At 68.2% G+C, this 17,819-nt stretch carries 20 protein-coding genes; 13 read left to right on the forward strand and 7 right to left on the reverse strand.

Annotated elements, in window-relative coordinates; all coding sequences use genetic code 11:
- Positions 1-43: 43 nt before the first annotated feature.
- On the reverse strand, positions 44-793 hold the full coding sequence (locus BJ980_RS13350; RefSeq protein ID WP_179502739.1) for a response regulator transcription factor: 750 nt from the start codon (positions 791-793) through the stop codon (positions 44-46).
- A 55-nt stretch (positions 794-848) separates the two neighbouring features.
- On the opposite strand from BJ980_RS13350, the gene BJ980_RS13355 reads away from it, so the two are divergent.
- Positions 849-1,136, forward strand: a complete 288-nt coding sequence (locus tag BJ980_RS13355) for a MoaD/ThiS family protein (protein WP_179502740.1) — start codon at positions 849-851, stop codon at positions 1,134-1,136.
- Between the two features lie 88 nt (positions 1,137-1,224).
- On the opposite strand, the gene BJ980_RS19050 is transcribed toward BJ980_RS13355, so the two are convergent.
- Positions 1,225-1,707 (reverse strand): TlpA family protein disulfide reductase, encoded by a 483-nt coding sequence (locus tag BJ980_RS19050; protein WP_343047811.1) that lies wholly within the window; start codon positions 1,705-1,707, stop codon positions 1,225-1,227.
- 198 nt (positions 1,708-1,905) lie between these two features.
- Here BJ980_RS19050 and BJ980_RS13365 point away from each other — a divergent pair, with 198 nt between their 5' ends.
- From BJ980_RS13365 to BJ980_RS13375, 3 genes are read left to right on the forward strand one after another with little or no spacing between them, the layout of a single operon-like run.
- Positions 1,906-2,712 carry an LpxL/LpxP family acyltransferase gene (locus tag BJ980_RS13365; RefSeq protein WP_246279974.1) on the forward strand — a complete coding sequence of 269 codons (807 nt, stop codon included), beginning with the start codon at positions 1,906-1,908 and terminating at the stop codon, positions 2,710-2,712.
- Positions 2,713-2,724: 12 nt separating this feature from the next.
- Entirely contained in the window at positions 2,725-4,011 is a 1,287-nt protein-coding gene (locus tag BJ980_RS13370; protein ID WP_179502743.1) for a lipopolysaccharide biosynthesis protein, read from the forward strand.
- A 21-nt stretch (positions 4,012-4,032) separates the two neighbouring features.
- A complete protein-coding gene (locus BJ980_RS13375; protein ID WP_179502744.1) occupies positions 4,033-5,124 on the forward strand; it encodes a glycosyltransferase in 1,092 nt (363 codons plus the stop codon).
- A gap of 12 nt (positions 5,125-5,136) precedes the next feature.
- Here the strand turns inward: BJ980_RS13375 and BJ980_RS13380 are convergent, their stop codons facing one another.
- On the reverse strand, positions 5,137-5,790 hold the full coding sequence (locus tag BJ980_RS13380) for a methyltransferase domain-containing protein (protein WP_179502745.1): 654 nt from the start codon (positions 5,788-5,790) through the stop codon (positions 5,137-5,139).
- A gap of 79 nt (positions 5,791-5,869) precedes the next feature.
- Between BJ980_RS13380 and BJ980_RS13385 the strand changes: the two genes are divergently transcribed.
- Both BJ980_RS13385 and BJ980_RS13390 read left to right on the forward strand, forming a co-directional pair.
- Positions 5,870-6,577: an FkbM family methyltransferase gene (locus tag BJ980_RS13385; protein WP_179502746.1), complete on the forward strand. Its 708-nt coding sequence runs from the start codon at positions 5,870-5,872 to the stop codon at positions 6,575-6,577.
- 1 nt (position 6,578) lies between these two features.
- The gene (locus tag BJ980_RS13390; RefSeq protein ID WP_179502747.1) at positions 6,579-7,172 is read left to right on the forward strand and encodes an LbetaH domain-containing protein; all 594 of its coding nucleotides are present in this window, start codon (positions 6,579-6,581) and stop codon (positions 7,170-7,172) included.
- Between the two features lie 6 nt (positions 7,173-7,178).
- Here BJ980_RS13390 and BJ980_RS13395 read toward each other — a convergent pair whose 3' ends face one another.
- Entirely contained in the window at positions 7,179-7,856 is a 678-nt protein-coding gene (locus BJ980_RS13395; RefSeq protein ID WP_179502748.1) for a CatB-related O-acetyltransferase, read from the reverse strand.
- Positions 7,857-8,020: 164 nt separating this feature from the next.
- Between BJ980_RS13395 and BJ980_RS13400 the strand changes: the two genes are divergently transcribed.
- From BJ980_RS13400 to BJ980_RS13425, 6 genes are all read left to right on the forward strand, one after another.
- Complete coding sequence (locus BJ980_RS13400) at positions 8,021-8,278, forward strand: acyl carrier protein (protein ID WP_179502749.1); 258 nt, start codon at positions 8,021-8,023, stop codon at positions 8,276-8,278.
- Between the two features lie 6 nt (positions 8,279-8,284).
- On the forward strand, positions 8,285-9,652 hold the full coding sequence (locus BJ980_RS13405) for a class I adenylate-forming enzyme family protein (RefSeq protein WP_179502750.1): 1,368 nt from the start codon (positions 8,285-8,287) through the stop codon (positions 9,650-9,652).
- A complete protein-coding gene (locus BJ980_RS13410; RefSeq protein ID WP_179502751.1) occupies positions 9,649-10,416 on the forward strand; it encodes an SDR family NAD(P)-dependent oxidoreductase in 768 nt (255 codons plus the stop codon). Before BJ980_RS13405 ends, BJ980_RS13410 begins: the two co-directional genes overlap by 4 nt.
- The gene (locus BJ980_RS13415; RefSeq protein ID WP_179502752.1) at positions 10,413-11,219 is read left to right on the forward strand and encodes an SGNH/GDSL hydrolase family protein; all 807 of its coding nucleotides are present in this window, start codon (positions 10,413-10,415) and stop codon (positions 11,217-11,219) included. Before BJ980_RS13410 ends, BJ980_RS13415 begins: the two co-directional genes overlap by 4 nt.
- A gap of 49 nt (positions 11,220-11,268) precedes the next feature.
- Complete coding sequence (locus BJ980_RS13420; protein WP_179502753.1) at positions 11,269-12,261, forward strand: class I SAM-dependent methyltransferase; 993 nt, start codon at positions 11,269-11,271, stop codon at positions 12,259-12,261.
- Between the two features lie 76 nt (positions 12,262-12,337).
- A complete protein-coding gene (locus BJ980_RS13425; protein WP_179502754.1) occupies positions 12,338-13,228 on the forward strand; it encodes a class I SAM-dependent methyltransferase in 891 nt (296 codons plus the stop codon).
- 23 nt (positions 13,229-13,251) lie between these two features.
- Here BJ980_RS13425 and gmd read toward each other — a convergent pair whose 3' ends face one another.
- Positions 13,252-14,229 carry a GDP-mannose 4,6-dehydratase gene (gmd, locus tag BJ980_RS13430; protein ID WP_179502755.1) on the reverse strand — a complete coding sequence of 326 codons (978 nt, stop codon included), beginning with the start codon at positions 14,227-14,229 and terminating at the stop codon, positions 13,252-13,254.
- Positions 14,230-14,293: 64 nt separating this feature from the next.
- On the opposite strand from gmd, the gene BJ980_RS13435 reads away from it, so the two are divergent.
- Positions 14,294-15,169, forward strand: a complete 876-nt coding sequence (locus tag BJ980_RS13435; RefSeq protein WP_179502756.1) for a class I SAM-dependent methyltransferase — start codon at positions 14,294-14,296, stop codon at positions 15,167-15,169.
- Between the two features lie 148 nt (positions 15,170-15,317).
- On the opposite strand, the gene BJ980_RS13440 is transcribed toward BJ980_RS13435, so the two are convergent.
- Together BJ980_RS13440 and BJ980_RS13445 are read right to left on the reverse strand one after the other, a co-directional pair.
- Positions 15,318-16,232, reverse strand: coding sequence for a hypothetical protein (locus tag BJ980_RS13440; protein WP_179502757.1), 915 nt, complete (start codon positions 16,230-16,232; stop codon positions 15,318-15,320).
- Between the two features lie 369 nt (positions 16,233-16,601).
- Positions 16,602-17,642 (reverse strand): glycosyltransferase family 4 protein, encoded by a 1,041-nt coding sequence (locus BJ980_RS13445; protein ID WP_179502758.1) that lies wholly within the window; start codon positions 17,640-17,642, stop codon positions 16,602-16,604.
- Between the last annotated feature and the right edge of the window lie 177 nt (positions 17,643-17,819).

A 17,819-nucleotide genomic window follows, 5' to 3' on the forward strand; every position in this document is an offset into this window, starting at 1 on the left:
ACCTGCGCGACGCTGGACGTGCAGGATCGGGTTCAGAGCCCGATCAGGAATCGGCACCCTGGGACTGCTCGGACTCCTTGGCCGACGCCTCCGACTCGGCCTGCTCGCTCAGCTTGGCCGGCGGCATGAACCGGTAGCCCACGTTGCGCACGGTCCCGATCAGGGTCTCGTGCTCGGGACCGAGCTTGGCGCGGAGTCGGCGTACGTGCACGTCGACGGTGCGGGTGCCACCGAAGTAGTCGTAGCCCCACACCTCCTGGAGCAGCTGCTGGCGCGAGAAGACCCGCCCCGGGTGCTGGACCAGGAACTTCAGCAGCTCGAACTCCTTGAAGGTCAGGTCGAGCGGACGGCCGGAGAGCTTCGCGGTGTACGTCGCGTCGTCGACGACCACCTCTCCGCTGCGGATCACGTGGGACTCGGGATCGTCGGCGTCGCGCTGGGCGTTGAGCCTGCCGATGGCCAGCTTGATCCGTGCCTCGAGCTCGGCGGGGCCGCAGGTGTGCAGTACGACGTCGTCCATGCCCCAGTCGGCGGCCACGACTGCCAGCCCGCCCTCGGTCACGATCAACAGCACCGGCGCGTCCGAGCCGGTGGTCCGGATCAGGCGGCACAGGTCGCGTGCCTGGGCGAGCTCCTGGCGGCCGTCGACGAGCAGGAGATCGGCGTCGGGAGCCTCCAGGAGGGCGCTACCCTCGGCAGGAAGGATCTTCACGCCGTGGCTGAGCAACGCGAGGCCGGGCAGCACTTCGGCCGACGGCTGCAGGGCGCTGGTGAGGAGGAGGAGGGTGCTCATCTCGACTCCTTTCAGGCCGGCCCTCGATCGGAGCCGCTAGGGAAGGATATCGGGTGTGAGCCCCCAGAACGTCGAACAACCGGATCAAGAGACACAGGTCGTCGTCCGATATTGGGCCGCGGCACGTGCCGTGACCGGCGTGAACGAGGACCATTTCGACGGTCCGCTCACCCTCACCGAGCTCCGTGGCCGGATCCTCGAGCGGCATCCCGGCGCGGAACGGGTGATCGGCATCTGCTCGATGCTGGTCGACGATGAGCCCGCCGGATCGCTCGATCCCGACACGGTGCGGGTGCGTCCCGGGCAGTCGGTGGAGTTCCTGCCGCCGTTCGCCGGCGGCTGACCGGAGCAGTCAGTTCGAGCGGTCGGTTCGGGCGGTCTGTTGGTGCCGCCAGTTCGGTTGGCCAGTTCGGTTGGTCAGTCGAGCCGATTCAGGCGCGGGCGAGCGCGGTCAGCACCTGGTCCTTCGTGGGTGCCCCGGCTGCGCGGGTGACTTCCTGGCCGTCCGCGTCGAGGACGATCGTGGTCGGCGTACGCATGATGCCCAGCTCGCGCACCAGTGCCAGGTGCAGCTCGGCGTCCACCTCGATGTGGCTCACGCCCGGCACGATCTCGGCGACTTCGCCCAGGATGCGTCGGGTGGCCCGGCACGGCGCGCAGAAGGCGCTGGAGAACTGGAGCAGGGTCGCCTTCTCGCCGAGGTCGTCGCGCCACTGGGTGTCTGCCAGCAGTGAGATGGGCTGGGGCGCGCGCTCGGGATCGGCCTGCCCAAGAAGAGCCTGTTCAGCCGGAGTCGAGCCCTCGGCCCGGGGGCTGGAGGCAGCCTTGAACCGACCGTCGGTGCGCAGCCGCCACCCTCCGAGGGCGAGCACGAGCACCACGACGACGAGCAGGACGATCAGGCCGGGGTTCACGTGGGTGCAACGATCCGACCTGCCGCAAGATTCCCGCGCCCCAGATCCGTTCGGCCAGATCCTTGCCCCAGATTCCCCGCCGCGGCTCCCGTAGCCTTGCGACCCCCGGAGAGTTGTCCCTGCGACGAGGCCTCCGGGGGCCGCACGTCGGCACGGTGCGACCGGGGTGATCACGAGACAGGGCAGGAAGACGTGGGTGTGAAGGACCAGCTCCAGCAGGTACGCCGCCTTGTCCCGGCGAGCAGGTTCCCTGCGATGGTTGCCGCCAAGGTGGACACGCTCTGGGCCGACGAGGCCTTCCGCGCCGCGCAGGAGCACCAGATGCGCCACCTGCTCGAGCACACCGAGCGTGCCGACGAGATCCCCGAGCTGGCCCGGAAATATGCCGAGGCCCAGATGATGCGGCGCTGGCTGCGCTGGAAGCCGCACCTGATCACCCATCAGGAGGTCCGCGGCGTCGAGAACGTCGACCGCACCCGCTCGGTGGTCCTCAACTTCATGCACCACAACCAGTACTCCGGCCTCTTCTCGTCGCTCGACCGGGTGGGGATCCACTGCCACCTGCTGGCCCTGGCCGAGGCGATGGAGCGGACCGCCACCGTGGACATCAGGCAGCACATGCGGATCGTCACCAGTCGGGCCACCGTGATCCCCACGACCCAGGGGAGCAAGGCCGTCCTCGCGGCGATGACTCCCGGTGTGGTGATGGCGATCGCCTCCGACGTCCCCGGACAGACCGAGGTCGAGTTCCTCGGCCAACGGGTGACCGGCTCCTTCGGTGCCGCGCGCATCGCGACCCTGAGCGACAGCCCGGTCGTGGTCGCCACCGCGGTGCGTGAGGGCGACTCGCAGCACATCCAGCTGCACCCGCCACTCGAGCCCTCCGACTTCGCCGATCCCAAGGACCTGCTCGCCGAGATGCTGCGGATCCACGGCGAGGCCGTGCTGGCCTGGCCCGAGGTATTCGAGAACCCGACCACCAGGTTCGGCGCTCTTGATGGATGAGCCGGTGTTGCGGTGAGGAACATGCTCTACAGCGGGCTGGCCCGGTCGATCGGGTTCATCCCGCAGGGGATCGCCATGCTGGCGATCAGCTATCTGGTGATCCACCACTACGGGGTCGAGACGTTCACCGGCTATGCAGTGATCGCCTCGGTGATGCTGCTCATCCCGCTGAACAGCCTCGGCGTCGGCGCCTCGCTGACCCAGTCGATCGCGGCCAACGGAGTCGGTGACGAGCACGCGGTCCGCACCGGCCTGACCGCCTCGCGGGTGCTGACGGTCTCGATGCTGTTCCTGGCGATCGTCTCGACCGCGCTCGGTCTCGCCGGGGTCTGGCCCGAGCTGCTCGGCGACGCGGCCGGCGCCAACACGTTCACTGCGATCGCTCTGGTCATCTATGCGATGAGCTTCGTTCCCGGTCTCGGGCCGAGCGTGCTGCTGGGCGCGGACCGCAACCACGTCGCGATCCTGGGACAGTCGTTGCAGGCGCCGATCGCCCTAGCGCTGGTCGGCGTACTGATCCTGGGTGACTTCAGCCCCGACTGGGTGATCGTGGTGCCAGCGTTGGCGGCGTTCCTGGTCAACCTGGTCACGATGGGGCTCAGCGCCCGGCTCACCGGCTTCCCGTGGGCCCGGGTGATCGCGCGGATCCCGTCGCGCGCCAAGTTCCCGGGGGCGAGGATCCGCTCGCTGTCCGGGCCGATGCTGGTCACGTCGCTGTGCCTGCCGATCGCCTTCCTGTGCGACCGGATCATCCTGAGCCACGTCTCGACCACCGCCGCGGTCGCCGACTACACCGTCGTCACGCAGATCTTCGCGCCGGTCACCGGGCTGATCGTGGCGGGTGCCCAACCGCTGTGGCCGATGTACACCCGGGCCCGCGCGCGTGGCGAGGCCGGCCCCAACCTCAAGGCAGTGCTGGCGATCTTCATGCTCGGCACTGTCCTGGTCTGCGCCGTGCTGGTCGCGGTCGCGGACCGGATCGGGACGATCATCGGCGGTGACGAGATCAACCTGGGCTACTTCCTGCCGTTCGTCACGGCGGTGGTGATGTGCATCCAGGCGGTCACCTATCCGCTGGCGATGAGCCTGATGGACCCTGCCGGCGCCCGCTTCGTCGCGATCTGCGCCGTGATCACCGTGCCGTGCAACATCACCTTGTCGATCCTGCTCTCCGAGCGGATGGGCGCACCCGGTCCGCTGGTCTCGCTGATCATCGTCAGCACCGTCGTCCAGGTCATCCCCGTGTCGATCTTCGCCCGCCGGCGCAGCCGTTCCGGCGAAGAGATCGCCCTGTCCTGAATGGTGTGGTTGTCTACCCCCGTGAGCGCAACGCTGATCGTCGAGCCCGAGCCGAGCGGGCACCGTTTCCAGGCCGTGGCCAACGTCGCGAGGGTCGCCCTCCGCGAGGGTGAGGCGATCCTGCTCACCTCCGAGCAGGGCGCCGCGGACGACGCCTTCCACGTCTTCCTCGACGGCGTCGACATCGACGTGGTGGTCGCCTTCGACGGCGTACACCCCGACACCCGGGACCTGGCCGAGCGGGTCGCGGCGGTGTGCCGAGAGCGCGACGTGGCGACCGTGATCGTGATGGATGCGGACCAGTCGTTGAAGAAGTGGTGGTACGTCGCCCGCCCGGCGTTCAAGGGCCTGGCCAGGAAGCCGCGAGTCATCTTCATGCTGACCCGCTATCCGGCGAAGCTGGGTCTCAAGGACTCGTTCGGCTGGAAGCTGCGGATCTCCAAGGGAGCGCTGGCAGTCCTGTCTCGGGCCAACGGGACGGTGCACCGGTTCGCCGGATTCGCGGGCCGCGACGACATGTCGGTGGGCTGGATCGTCAAGCGGGCAAGGGATCCAGCGATCTGTCTGGCCCACTCACGTGACCGCGCACAGCTGCGAGCGAAGCACGGCCTGGACGCCGACCTGGCGTTGGTCGGCATCTTCGGGGTGGTGGGGGAGCGGAAGAACGCCCCGATAATCCTGGCCGCGATGCAGCACGCCGGGATCGACGCCAAGCTGGTCCTCGCCGGCAAGGTCGCGCCCGAGGTGCAGGAGTGGCTCGACGGCCTCGCTGCGGCCGATCGCGAGCGGATCATCGTGCGGCACGGATTCCTGCCCGACGACGTCCTGGACGAGATGGTGGCGGCGGTGGACGTCGTACCGCTGGCCCTGACCAACAACGGACCCAGCGGCATCATGGGCAAGGCCCTGGCCGCGGAGGTGCCGGTGGTGACCGCCGGCTCCGAGGTGCGCGCCCGCGAGATCCGCGCCACCGGTGGCGGCCTGGCCTGCGAGCTCACCGTGGAGGCCCTCGGTCGAGCGATGCGTGAGGTCCTCGAGGACACCTCGCCGCGGGTCAGCTCGGTGCCGCCGGCGACCGCCGAGGCGTTCGCGGAGACCCTGCTGGGGCTCTGAGACGAACCCCGCTCAGCGGGTCGCCTCGACCGCCATCTGCGCGTCGCCGGACACCCCGCGCTGATCCATCCCGGCCAGGGCAGCGTGCGAGCTCTCGCCGAGAGGGCAGCGCACCACGTCGCGGAATCCGGCTGCCTCGAGCTCGGCCTTCAGCGTCTCGAAGTCATAGACATAGCCGGTGTGGTGGCCGAACTCGCCGATCGGGATCCGGACCAGGTCCAAGGGGTGCTCGACGGTCAGGCCCATCGAGGAGTAGTGCTTCCCGGCCGGGGTCTCAGCAGGCGCCACGCCCGCGAGGTAGAGCTCGATGTGGTGGCGGATGTCGGGGGTGACCAGCCGGATCACGCCGCCGGGACGCAGGCAGCGCGCGGCCTCACGGAGCATCGCGCGGCCGGGCTCGAGCGGGATGTGCTCGATGACGTTGTCGGAGTAGACGAACTCCACCGAGTCGTCCTCGAGTGGCCAGGTCGCGGTCGCGTCGAGGTAGTTGCGAGTCACCGCGCTGACGTTGGTGACCACCCAACCGGGGCGCTTCGCGGTCCCGCCGATCTCCAGCTTCAGCGGGCGCGAGGCGTCGGCGAGCGTGCTGGTGATCCTCCGCTTGGCAACGGGGTGGTTGACCGTGGCGACGGCCGTGCGGACGATTGCGCGGAGGCGAGGGTTCACGAGCGGCAGGCTAGTGCAGTGGGACCGCGCCGACCAGATGTTGGGCAAACCGGGCACTCCTCGCCCTATGCTCATGCCCGTGCCAGTCATCCAGCGATCCATCGTGAAGGTCGCCGAACAGCTCGCCAAGCGTGGTTTCGAGGTACGCCGTCACCCGGCCGCCCGGCGCCAGAAGCTGTTCGCGCGCCACGGCGTCGACCTCGTGATCGACGTCGGCGCTGCCGATGGCGGCTATGGCCGGGACCTGCGGACCTTCGGCTATGCCGGCCGGATCGAGTCCTTCGAGCCCCTCGCCGCGGCGTACTCGCGGCTGGAGAAGAACCTCGATGCCAACTGGCACGCCCACCATCACGCGCTGGGCGCCGAGGAGGGCGAAGCGGTCATCAACGTGGCCTCCAACTCCAACTCCAGCTCGCTGCTGCCGATGCTCGACGCGCACCGCGAGGCCGCGCCGCAGGTGGACTACGTCGGGCAGGAGACGATCATCCTCAAGCGTCTCGACGACCTCGACGTCCTCGGTGCCGCGCGCGCACCGTTCCTCAAGATCGACACCCAGGGTTTCGAGAAGTCGGTGATCGAGGGCGGTGCCGAGACCATCGCGCGCTGCGTCGGGGTGCAGCTCGAGATCTCGTTCGTGCCGCTCTACGACGGTGGGATGCTGGCCGACGAGGCGATCTCGTGGGGCTATGCGAACGGCTTCCGGATCGCGGTGATCGAGCAGGGCTATGCCGCGCCGACTGGCGAGGTGCTCCAGATGGATGCGGTCTTCATGCGGGAGGGATCCTGAGATGTCCACGCTGACCTCCTCCGACGGCCTCGGCTTCAGCCAGCTGGTCTTCTCCGACCTCGAGCGCTATCGCCCGGGGCTGCCCACCAGCTGGCCGCGCGTGCTGATCCAGTGCATCGGCCACCCCGGGATGGTCGCCTCGATCATCCTGCGGGCACAGCAGATGGCCCGCCGGGCCGGCCGCAACCGGCTCGAGTTCGTGCTCCGCTCGGTGGGGATGTATCTGCTCAGCGCCGACTTCGTGCCCGGCATGGACGTCGGGCCGGGCCTGTTGATGCCGCACCCGAACGGGATCGTGATCGGCAACGGCCTGCGGGTGGGCGCCAACGTGACCTTCGGTGGCGGGATCACCGCCGGGGTGAAGCAGCCCGATGCTCCGCCCGATGGTGGTTTCCCGGAGATCTGTGACGGCGCGATCATCCTCGCGAACGCGGTGCTCGCCGGGCCGGTCAGGATCGGCAACTACGCCCAGGTCGGGGCGAACACGGTGGTGCTGTCCGATGTCGCCGACAACGCGGTGGTCTTCGGGGTGCCGGCCAAGAAGGTGGCGACCCGCAAGTCGATCCTGCCGGGTTCCTACGAAGAGCTCAGCTGATCGGGTTCAGCAGAACTCGCAGGGCTCGCGTGACTCCAGCGCGGGGTCGTGGCGCGCGACGAACTCGGCGACCTGGTCGGAGTGGATCATCGTCTTGTGCTGGGCGACCTTGTCGGTCGACCAGTCCCACCACTTGATCCGCAGCAGGGCCTCGCGGGTGGGCTCGTCGAAGCGATACTTGATGTGCTTGGCGGGGTTCCCGCCGACGATCGAATAGGGCTCGACGTCCTTGACGACCACGGCGCGGGTGGCGATGATCGCGCCGTCACCGACGGTGATCCCCGAGGTGATCACGGCCTCGTAGGCCACGAACACGTCGTTGCCGAAGACCACCGGACCGTTGCTGTGGATGGCGCCCGGGGTGTCCACCCACTCGCCGTTCTCGACATGGCCGTGCACGGTGGAGACCCAGTCCGCGTGGTGCACGCCGCCCGGGATCACCACGGCGGAGTAGTGGATCCCGGTGTACTTGCCGACCTTGATCCGCTCACCGTCGTTCTTGACCGACTGCAGCACGCGCATCGAGGGGTAGGACGGATATTCCCAGTCCATCCGGATGCCCTCGGGTGAGTCGAAGTAGGTCACCTGGTGCCCGTGCGCCCAGAGCCGCACCTTCGCCCGGAGCTTCTCGCGCAAGCGCTCCTTGAGGGTTCGGGGCTGGGGAAAGATCATGTCGGCCTTCACGCCGATGACCCTAGTGGGCCGCGCGCCGAACGGTCGAGGCTTCGCCAAGACGTCGTACGACGTAACTCTGCGCCTCATATTTCGTTGCCCCAGCGAGCCGGTCGCCGTGTGTGGTGCCATGGTCTCGCCCCGATCCCACGTGTGTCCCCCAAGGAGCAATCCCGATGGCAATCGCCGCCGCCGATGTCGAGAAGGTCGTCCGCGAGTTCGTCGCTCGCGTGAAGGACGACGCGCCCGAGTTCGGGAACGACACCCCGCTCTATGCAGACGGCGTGGGCCTGGACTCGCTGGAGACCGCCGAGCTCTCCGCCGTCCTGGAGGACGAGTTCGACACCGACCCGTTCGCCGGCGACGAGCTGCCCCAGACCCTGGGCGAGATCCTCGCGTTCTATGCCGGGGTTCCCTCCGGCGCCCGGGCCTGATCCGGCTTGATCGAACTGGTCCGGCAGGTCGCCGAGACCGACCCCACCCGGGTTGCGGTGCTCACCCACGAGACCTCGATGACGTACGCCGAGCTGTTGGCGTCGGCGGAGCAGGTTGCGGCCGGCCTTGAGCCCCGATCGCGCCTGGCGGTCGTCGATGCCGAGGCGACCACGCTGTTGCCGCTGCTGCTCGGGGCGTGCGAGGTGCGGGTGGAGCTGTGCCAGTACCCGCCGGAGGCCTCACCGGGCGAGGTGGCCGAGCTGGCTGAGCGGTTCGACCACCCCACCGTCCTCACCCCCACCTCGACCCGGCAGTTGTTGACCGACTCGGCAGGTGCCGGGGCGTCAACAACTGACGGTTCGGCGGGGGTTGGGGCGTCAACAAGTGCCGGGTCGGCGGGGCGGCCGCACCTGGTTCTCACCACCGGCACCAGCGGAGCACCCAAGGGTGTGCGACACGACTGGGACCGGCTGGTTCGTAGCGTGCGCCGGGTGAGCGAGGCCGAGGACGCGCCGGGCCAGCGCTGGTTGCTCGCCTACGGGCTTCACCAGTTCGCCGGCCTGCAGATCTTGCTCCACGTCTTCGCCGCCGGGGCCACCCTGGTGGCCCCCGCTCCACGCCGACCGCAGGAAGGATTGCGGGCGATGCGCGAGCTGGGCGTCACCCACGTCAGCGCCACCCCGACCTGGTGGCGCTTCCTGCTCGCCGAGATGCGCGCCGACAAGGGTCCCATCCCCGAGCTCGAGCAGATCACCCTCGGCGGAGAGGCGATCCCCGCACCGTTGCTCGCCCAGCTCACCAAGGCCTTCCCGAGCGCAACCATCTCCCAGGTCTATGCCGCCTCCGAGTTCGGCTCCACCGGTTCGCAACGCGACGGCCGCGCGGGTCTGGCCGCCAGCGTGCTCGAGCGCGACGAGACAGCCGACGTACAGATGAAGGTCGTCGACGGAGAGCTCTGGGTGCGCTCGCGGATCGGAATGCTGGGCTATCACGGCGACGAGCCGATCGACCCCGACGCGTGGCGCGCGACCGGTGACCTGGTGGAGATCGAGGGCGACCGGATCGTGTTCCGGGGCAGGTCCAGCGAGATCATCAACGTCGGCGGCGTGAAGGTGCACCCGCTGCCGATCGAGGAGCGCGTGGGCGCTGTCGACGGGGTCGACGTGGCCCGGGTCTTCGGACGAGCCAACGCGATGACCGGCGCGATCGTCGCCGTCGAGGTGGTCGCTGCTCCCGGGGCCGACACCGCCCAACTCAAGGACGCGATCCGCGAATCCTGCAAGGATCTTCCCGCGGCCGCACGCCCACGCAGCATCAAGTTCGTCGACGCCATCAGCACTGCTGGCAACAAGATCATCAGGAGAGCACCATGAGCCAGCCCGGCACCGAGCGCCCCCAGAGCGAGCAAGCAGAACCGCGCGTCGTCCTGGTCACCGGCGGCAGCCGCGGACTCGGCGCGGGCATCGTCCAGTCCTACCTCGACTCCGGCGACCGCGTCGCGACCTGCGCCCGCTCGGAGACCCCCGAGGTCAAGGCCTGGCTGGCCGAGCACCCCGACCGCTTCTTCTTCCAGGCCGCCAACCTGGCCGTGCGCGAGGAGGCCGACGCCTTCGTCAAGGCGGCCGGCAAGCGCTGGGGACAGATCGACGTACTGATCAACAACGCCGGCGTCGCCCGTGACGGCATCCTGGGCACCTTCTCCGATGACGACATCGACACCGTCGTCGACCTCAACCTCAAGGGCACGCTCTATGTCACCCGCGCCGCGAGCCGCAAGATGCTGGCCCGCCGCAGCGGCAAGATCGTGAACATCTCCTCGGTCGTCGGCCAGTCCGGCTACCGCGGGCTGAGCGTCTACAGCGCCTCCAAGGCAGCGCTCGACGGGATGACCCGCGCCCTCTCGCGCGAGCTGGGCTCGCGAGGGATCACCGTCAACGCGATCGCCTCGGGTTATCTGCGCACCGAGATGAGCCACGGCCTCGACGAGGAACAGCTCGAGCAGATCGTGCGGCGTACTCCCTCGGGTCGTCTCGGCGATCCCGACGACATCGCTCGCGCCTGCCAGTTCCTCACCGACCCGCGCAACACCTACATCACCGGGACGGTGCTGGTCGTCGACGGAGGCCTGACCGGATGAGCGAGCTCCCCCTGCGCGTGCTGGTCAAGGGAGCCTCGACGGTGAACTGGACCTCCTGGATGGGCGGCCCGCGCACCGACTTCACCTTCCCGCGCGCGCTCGAGGAGCGGCTCCTCCAGGATGGTCGGCCCTGCGAGGTCCGCACGATCACGATGACCTCGGAGAAGACTTCGACGATCCTGGGCACCTGGCAGCGTGAAATCCTCGGCTACTCGCCCGACGTGATCGTGCTGGTCTATGGCCACTACGAGACGATCCACCTGGTCCTGCCGCACTGGCTCGAGCGGCACGCGAACTCGCTGAAGGCCCGGCCACGCTGGTGGTCGGGGCTCTATCGCCGCCGGATCCTGCGCCCGCTGTGGATGCTGTTCGCCCACCTCCAGGCGACCCTGGACAAGGTCGTGCCGCCGACGATCCGGCACCGCGAGCGCGCCGTGGTCGCTGACCTCGAGCGCTACATCGAGCACGTGCAGAAGGTCGGTTCGCCGATGGTCCTGCTCTTCGAGTTGCTGGGCCCGACCAAGCGCTATCAGTCCTGGTTCCCCGGGATGAGCGAGCGGATCGCCTTGATGAACGAGGCCATCGAATCGCTGGTACGACGCCTCGACCTGCCGCACGTGCGTCACTTCAAGGTGACGCCGATCGCCGACCGCGTGTGTGGTGACCCGGAGCAGGCCACGCCCGACGGATTTCACTACAGCCCTGATTTGCATCGGGCGATCGGTGAGAGCCTGGCCGCCGAGATCGAGGAGTGGGCCGACACCCAGCCGCACCTCGGTTCGGTCCGCCGTGACGCCAGATGACAGACATCGTTAGGGCTGCGACGCCCCCGAGCACGACGAGGACATCTTGATGAGTGGCTCCACCCGCAGCGCCAAGCAGCGTGCCGCACGCCTGCTCCCGGCCTTCCTCGTCGACGCCCTGGACCGGCTGGTCTTCCGCCTGCGCCGCCGCCGGATCCGTGCGGTCCGTTGGTTCTTCGCCCTGTTCGGTTACAACATCGTCAAGAAGGACGACTACTACTCCACGCTGCCGGTGCTCGAGGAGATCGAGAAGACCCGCGAGCGCTGGGACCGGCCCAGCCCGCTGAGCGGCCTGGACATCGACGTACCCGCGATGAAGAAGCGCCTTGGCGCGCTGGCCGACAAGTGGGAGAGCGAGTTCCGCTCCTCGACCGGCGACTACCTGGCCAACACCGGCAAGGGGTTCGGCCCGGGCTATCCGGAGTTCGACGCCCGCACGCTCTACTACTTCCTTCGTGAGCACAAGCCGAAGCGCTATCTCGAGGTCGGCTCGGGGCTCTCCACCTTCTATGCCTCGCTGGCCGGCGCCCAGAACGCCACCGCCGGCTCACCGCTGGCGATCACCTGCATCGAGCCCTATCCGTTCGACGCGCTGCGCACCCTGGACGACTTCACCCTGGTCGAGGGCTTCGTCCAGGACATCCCGCTCTCCCGCTTCGAGGAGCTCGAGGCCGGGGACGTGCTGTTCATCGACTCCTCGCACGCGCTGAAGATCGACTCCGACGTCGCCTACCTCTTCCTCGAGGTGCTGCCGAAGGTGAAGCCCGGCGTCTTCGTCCACATCCACGACGTGCACTTCCCGTGGAACGGCCCGTTCCCCGCCGACACCTGGCTGTTCGGCGAGCGGTGGCCGGTCTATTGGAACGAGGCGATGGTCGTGCAGACCTTCCTGGCGTTCAACGACTCCTTCGAGATCCTGCTCTCGACCCCCTTGGTCCGCCACCACGACGAAGCGTTCCTGAGCGGCCGCTTCCCGACGTACACGCCCCTGGCCAAGGACCCCAACCCACCCTCATCACTCTGGTTGCAGCGCATACGCTGATTTCGCAGAAAGCCTGAATCGGGCGTCGCCGCGGATCTAGACTCCGGCAACGCTCCCTCCCGGACGGATCATCGTCATGCCCGAAGTTCTCCACTGCCCCGCGTGCCGCTCGCGCCGGATCCGACGCCTGCCCATCTCCCGGGTCACCGGCCGGTCCACGGTCAGCTGCCGGGTGTGCGGGATGTGCGCGCACGGGGAGTATGACGACGCACCGCCCGAGGTGATGACCGAGGACGCGCTCACCCAGGAGCTGTATGCGGCCTATGTCGCGGCCAAGCGCGACGGCGGGCGCCCGGAGATCTGGCGCCAGACCCTGACCGACTGCGCATCAAAGCTGGGGCAGGGACCGGTCAAGGTCTTCGACGTGGGTGCCGGCGATGGGGGATTCCTGCAGATCGCGCGCGACGAGTTCGGCTTCGAGGTGTTCGGCAACGAGACCGCGGCCGCCGCGGTGGCGATGGCCGCCGAGCGGCACGACGTCGAGCTCGAGCTCGGCGACCTCGGCGAGCTGGGGCACCGCGACGAGTTCGACCTGGTCACGATGTGGTGCGTGCTGGCCCATGTGCCCAACGGCGACAACCTGCTCAAGGACACCTTCGCGATGCTCCGCCCGGGTGGCCTGCTGACGCTGCAGACCCCGAACCGGACGGCCGTCGACCGGGCCGCGCTGGAGATGGCGCGGGTCACCCGCGGCCGGGTGGTCAAGCTGTCCGACCGCCGGCTGCCGGTGCACCACACGATCCTGCACACGCCCGAGAGCATCGAGCTGCAGCTGGTTCGGCTCGGTTTCACCGACGTCACGGTGAAGGCCCAGGCGCGCTACAGCCTCTCCTCCGAGCTCTACCTGCACTTCATGGGACTGCGCGGTGGCGCGCTGAAGGTGGGCAGCCGGGTGATGGACCGGATGGTGGCCAGTGGTCTCGCGCCGCGGATCGTGCTGGATGTGACCGCGCGCAAGCCCGGCTGAGGGGCCCAGCGATGGGGCGGTGCTCAGCCCTTGTTGAGCAGCCGGGCCAGGTCCTCGCGGTCGGCGTCAACCATCACCCGGGCCAGGTCCAGCGCGGTGGTCTGCGCCTTCCAGCCCAGCTTCTCGTGCGCCTTGGACGAGTCGCCGATCAGCGCGTCGACCTCGGAGGGACGCTCGAAGGACTCGTTGTAGCGCACGTACTTCTCCCAGTCGAGGTCCGCGTGCGCGAACGCCGCCTCGCAGAAGTCGCGCACGGTGTGCCCGACGCCGGTGGCGAGGACATAGTCGTCGGGCTCGTCGGCCTGCAGCATCCGCCACATGCCCTCGACGTACTCCGGAGCGAAGCCCCAGTCACGGATCGCGGTGAGGTTGCCGAGCTCGACGTGGTCCCAGATCCCCTCCTCGATCGCGGCGACGGCCTTGGTGATCTTGCGGGTCACGAAGTTCTCGCCGCGCCGCGGGGACTCGTGGTTGAACAGGATCCCGGAGACCGCGAACAGCCCGTAGGCCTCGCGATAGTTCACTGTCGTCCAGTGCGCCTGGAGCTTGGAGGCGCCGTACGGCGAACGCGGGTGGAACTTGGAGTCCTCGTTCTGCGGCGGCGGTGTGGAGCCGAACATCTCGGAGGTGGAGGCCTGGTAGAAGCGGCAGTCGATGCCGGCCGCGCGGATCGCGGAGAGCAGGTGCAGCGTGCCGATCGCGTTAGTAGACGTGGTGTAGTCGGGCATCTCGAAGGACACCTTCACGTGGCTCATCGCACCCAGGTTGTAGACCTCGTGCGGCTCGATCTCCCGGACCAGGTTGACCAGCGCCACGCCGTCGGTGAGGTCGCCGTAGTGCAGGGTCAGGTTCGGGTTGTTGTTGAGGTGGTCGATCCGGGTGCGCGTCATCGCGGAGGATCGACGCACCAGCCCGTGGACGTCGTACCCCTTCCCGAGCAGCAACTCTGCGAGGTAGGAACCGTCCTGGCCAGTGATGCCGGTGATGAACGCGCGCTTCATTGCGCCAACACTAGTGGCCGGCGGAACCGCGCGGTACGGTGCATGCCGATCACACGGAGGCAAGATGAAGTGCGACTGCTGCAGTGACGAGGCATGGCGACCACTCTTCGCCGAGAACGGGATCCGTCTCGGCACGTGCGCGACGTGCGACCTGCATTCCATCGAGGACATCCCTCAGGGCCAGGCCCGGATGACCGAGATGGAGGAGGGGCACTACGCCGGCTCGCGCGAGATCCTCGACGCCACCCGACAGATCGAGGCGGAGAAGATCCTCGAGCAGCGCTTCCAGAAGTACGTCGACCTCGCGAGCGGCACCACGCCGACTGGGAAGTGGCTCGACATCGGCTGCGGTGGCGGGCTGCTGGTCGAGCTCGCCCAGCGCGCGGGCTATCAGGGTGAGGCGATCGAGCTGAACGCCGATCGTCGCAAGATCGCCGAGAAGGTCACCGGCGCCGTCGTCCACGGCGTACCCGTCGAGGACTGTGCCTTCGCCGACGACTCCTTCGACGTGATCAGCCTGATCAATGTGTTCTCGCACCTGACCGCCCCCGGCTCGACGATCGCGGAACTGCTGCGGATCCTGCGCCCCGGCGGCGTGATCGTGATGGCCACCGGCGAGATCACCGCCGGCGCCCAGCGCAACCACATGTTCAACTGGAACCTCGGCGACCACTTGCACTTCCTCGGCGACCGGACGATGACCGCCTATGCCTCGCGGCTCGGCTTCGAGGTCGTGCACCACGAGCGGCACTGGCTGCCCGATGAGATGTTCAGCCGCGAGTGGCTCACGGTGAAGGGTCGATCGCCGGTGAAGAACGCGATCAAGACCGCCGTGCGGGTCACTCCGGGTGGCCTGGCGCTGATGCGTGCGGTGATGCTGCGCAAGCAGGCGAGTTCGACTGCGCATGCGTCGATCTTTCTGTTGCAGGCTTCTGACTGATGGGTTGGGGGTGCGGCTGACGCCTAACTGATGGCTTGGCGGGTGCGCTGGGCCTAACTGATGGGTTAGGGGTGCGCCCGGCGCCTAACTGATGGCTTGGGCGAACGACCGTCTGTAACTGATGGGTTGGGCGCCTGAAGGGGCCGATCTAGGCGACGAACCCATCAGTTTGTACGTCCGAAGAGCGCCGACCCGGCCCCAGGGCCCGCATTCGGAACTCTTGGGTTCCAGCGGGCGTGAACAACGAATGTCGGATGAGCTCATGCCACACGCGGATCCGTCCTGGTTCGTGCGTGCGACCGATGGTCAGGTCGGCGTCCCGGATGATCTCGTTCGGGGTCGCCATCACCTCATAGGCGGTGTAACCCCGCCGCTCCCACTCCGCAGAATTGACCAGCCTCCGAGCTCGCCGAAGGTCCTTGCGTTGTTGAGGCACCTCCAAGTGATGGCCGCCGTCGTACTCATGGATGGTGTTCGTCCCCGTGAGCAGGAGGTCGCCTCGGGCGATGAAGGTCCCTTCGTCATCCCAGATCTCGTACTGGGGCTCGGTCCTGATCCCGCTGGACTCATGGAGCACCCGGAGCAGCACCTCCCAGATCGACTCGGCCCTGCCATCAACCCAGCCCAAGGCCCGGCGCAGAGTCGGGGCACCGCGCCGGCGCATCCGCGAGATCTGGTCCAGGTCCGTGACAGTGATGTCCCCGGCGTGGACTGCGCACTCGATCACGGTCACTGCGTCGAGCAGATTGAGCACTCGACAGCACGCCAGGATCGTCTCGGACACCGTGGCGACGCGGAGGCCGAGGAGTTCCTCGGCGCCGGCATCCGTGCGCGGGCGGCTCACCTTCAGGCCCGGTCTGACCGCGTTGTTGCCGCATTCCTGCGAAGTGACGAAGACGGGTACGTCGTCCGGTAGTGGCGGGAGCCACCAGCCTCGGATCTCGGCTGAGGTCAGTCCGGTGAGCATGGCATCGGGACGCAGTACGCCGAGCCATCCGCGTAGCTCGGTGATCCGCTCGGCCTCGGGGTCGAGGTCTTCGAGGCGATGGACACCCCGGGTCACGGGCAACCATGCCTGCCCGGGACTGCGGCCAAAATGAAGTCCAGTCGTTTCCATCGTCCAGAGCATGCGGGCACTCGCGCGTGTTCGCGGGCCGCGCGGGCGCAGCTGTGGAGGAGCGAGTGCGGGTGGCGCCCTGTGGATGACAACTGGCCCGGGCACATCTCCCAACTGATGGGTTGGGCGTGCTCGCTTACCGAAACTGATGGGTTCGGGGAGCGGCCTTGAGCAACTGATGCTTTGGGAGCCGAATCGGCTGGTTTTGGAGGCCCAACCCATCAGTTGGGCGAGCCGCCAGGCCCAACCCATCAGTTAGGCGAGATGCCGACCCCAACCCATCAGTTAGGCGAGCCGCCGGCCCCAACCCATCAGTTAGGCGAGCCGCCGCTCGAGCTCCTCGTGCAGGTTGACCGCCCAGATCTCAGGGGTCAACCGCGAGCCGAGCGCTTGCGAGCCGCGCGACATCGACTCGAGCCGGGCGGGGGAGGCCGAGGACATCCGCACCATCGCGGTGACCAGCTCCGAGCGGGAACCCGCCTCGACGGTCCAGCCGTTGAAGCCGTCCTGGAGGAGGTGGGGGACAGCGCCGACGCCGTCGGAGCAGATCACCGGGAGGCCGGCGACGGCTGCTTCGTGCACGACCACGCCGTACCACTCGATGTGCGAGGGGAGGATCAGGCAGGAGACCTCCTGCATCCGTTCGGCGAGCGCCTCGGGCTGCATGAATCCCTCGAGTCGCACACCCTCGATGCCCGCGAAGTCCGCGGCCAGGGGACCGCCGCCGACGATGTCCAGGTCCCACGGCGAGGAGACCGCCGAGCGATACTCCGCATAGGCCTCGGCCAGCAGCGTCGGGGCCTTGTGCCAGATCAGTCGCCCGGTGAACAGGAACCGCGCACGCGAGGCCAGCTCCGAGCCCGAGCGAGGACCCCGGGAGAAGAGCGAGACATCGGCCGAGTTCGCCCCCCGAATCACCTGGCGACCACGGAACCCGATCCGTCGCGCGAACTCCTCCGATCGCTCACCGGGCACCCAGACCGCGTCGAAGAGCGGGGTGACATAGGCATGACGCGCGACCAGGCCGGCGTACTGCTTCGCGGTCCCGTGCCAGAAGTTCGAGGAGAACATCACCCGCAGCGCCCGGCCACGGAAGTGCTTCATCACCGCGCGATAGCCGGCGCCGTCCCACGACCACATGATCACCACGTCCGGGTTGAACGCCTCGATCTGCGGCACTAGTTCGGCGGCGGACGGCATCTCGGGCGACCAGACGATCCGGGTCACCTCGCGGGAGAACTTCGTCTTGTCGAAGTCCGCGAACGGCATGGTCGGGGGGTGCACGAGCAGTACGTCGTCCCCCAGCGCGGCGAGCTCGCGGAAGCAGACATCCTGATAGGCCGTGAGTCCGGTCATGAGTACGGCGATGCGCACGGTTGCCCCATAGGTCTAGGCGGGATCGAGACGGCGCGACAGTAGCAGCCACCCGAGACCCGATCGGTGAAATCAGAACTTGTTCCCAAAACGGACGTGACCCTTCAGTAGGTCCCTCGTTGTAGGCATCACAGGTCCGCTGCACCCCAAGGCAGCGGA

This window comes from Nocardioides daedukensis, assembly GCF_013408415.1.
Taxonomy (GTDB): Bacteria; Actinomycetota; Actinomycetes; order Propionibacteriales; family Nocardioidaceae; genus Nocardioides; species Nocardioides daedukensis.

Bases quoted from the DNA above. Each gene is read 5' to 3' on its own strand.
- BJ980_RS13425 (WP_179502754.1), top strand. From the start codon at position 12,338: ATGCCCGAAGTTCTCCACTGCCCCGCGTGCCGCTCGCGCCGGATCCGA.
- gmd (WP_179502755.1), bottom strand. From the start codon at position 14,229: ATGAAGCGCGCGTTCATCACCGGCATCACTGGCCAGGACGGTTCCTAC.
- BJ980_RS13400 (WP_179502749.1), top strand. From the start codon at position 8,021: ATGGCAATCGCCGCCGCCGATGTCGAGAAGGTCGTCCGCGAGTTCGTC.
- BJ980_RS13410 (WP_179502751.1), top strand. From the start codon at position 9,649: ATGAGCCAGCCCGGCACCGAGCGCCCCCAGAGCGAGCAAGCAGAACCG.
- BJ980_RS13420 (WP_179502753.1), top strand. From the start codon at position 11,269: ATGAGTGGCTCCACCCGCAGCGCCAAGCAGCGTGCCGCACGCCTGCTC.
- BJ980_RS13435 (WP_179502756.1), top strand. From the start codon at position 14,294: ATGAAGTGCGACTGCTGCAGTGACGAGGCATGGCGACCACTCTTCGCC.
- BJ980_RS13415 (WP_179502752.1), top strand. From the start codon at position 10,413: ATGAGCGAGCTCCCCCTGCGCGTGCTGGTCAAGGGAGCCTCGACGGTG.
- BJ980_RS13445 (WP_179502758.1), bottom strand. From the start codon at position 17,642: ATGACCGGACTCACGGCCTATCAGGATGTCTGCTTCCGCGAGCTCGCC.
- BJ980_RS13350 (WP_179502739.1), bottom strand. From the start codon at position 793: ATGAGCACCCTCCTCCTCCTCACCAGCGCCCTGCAGCCGTCGGCCGAA.
- BJ980_RS13390 (WP_179502747.1), top strand. From the start codon at position 6,579: ATGTCCACGCTGACCTCCTCCGACGGCCTCGGCTTCAGCCAGCTGGTC.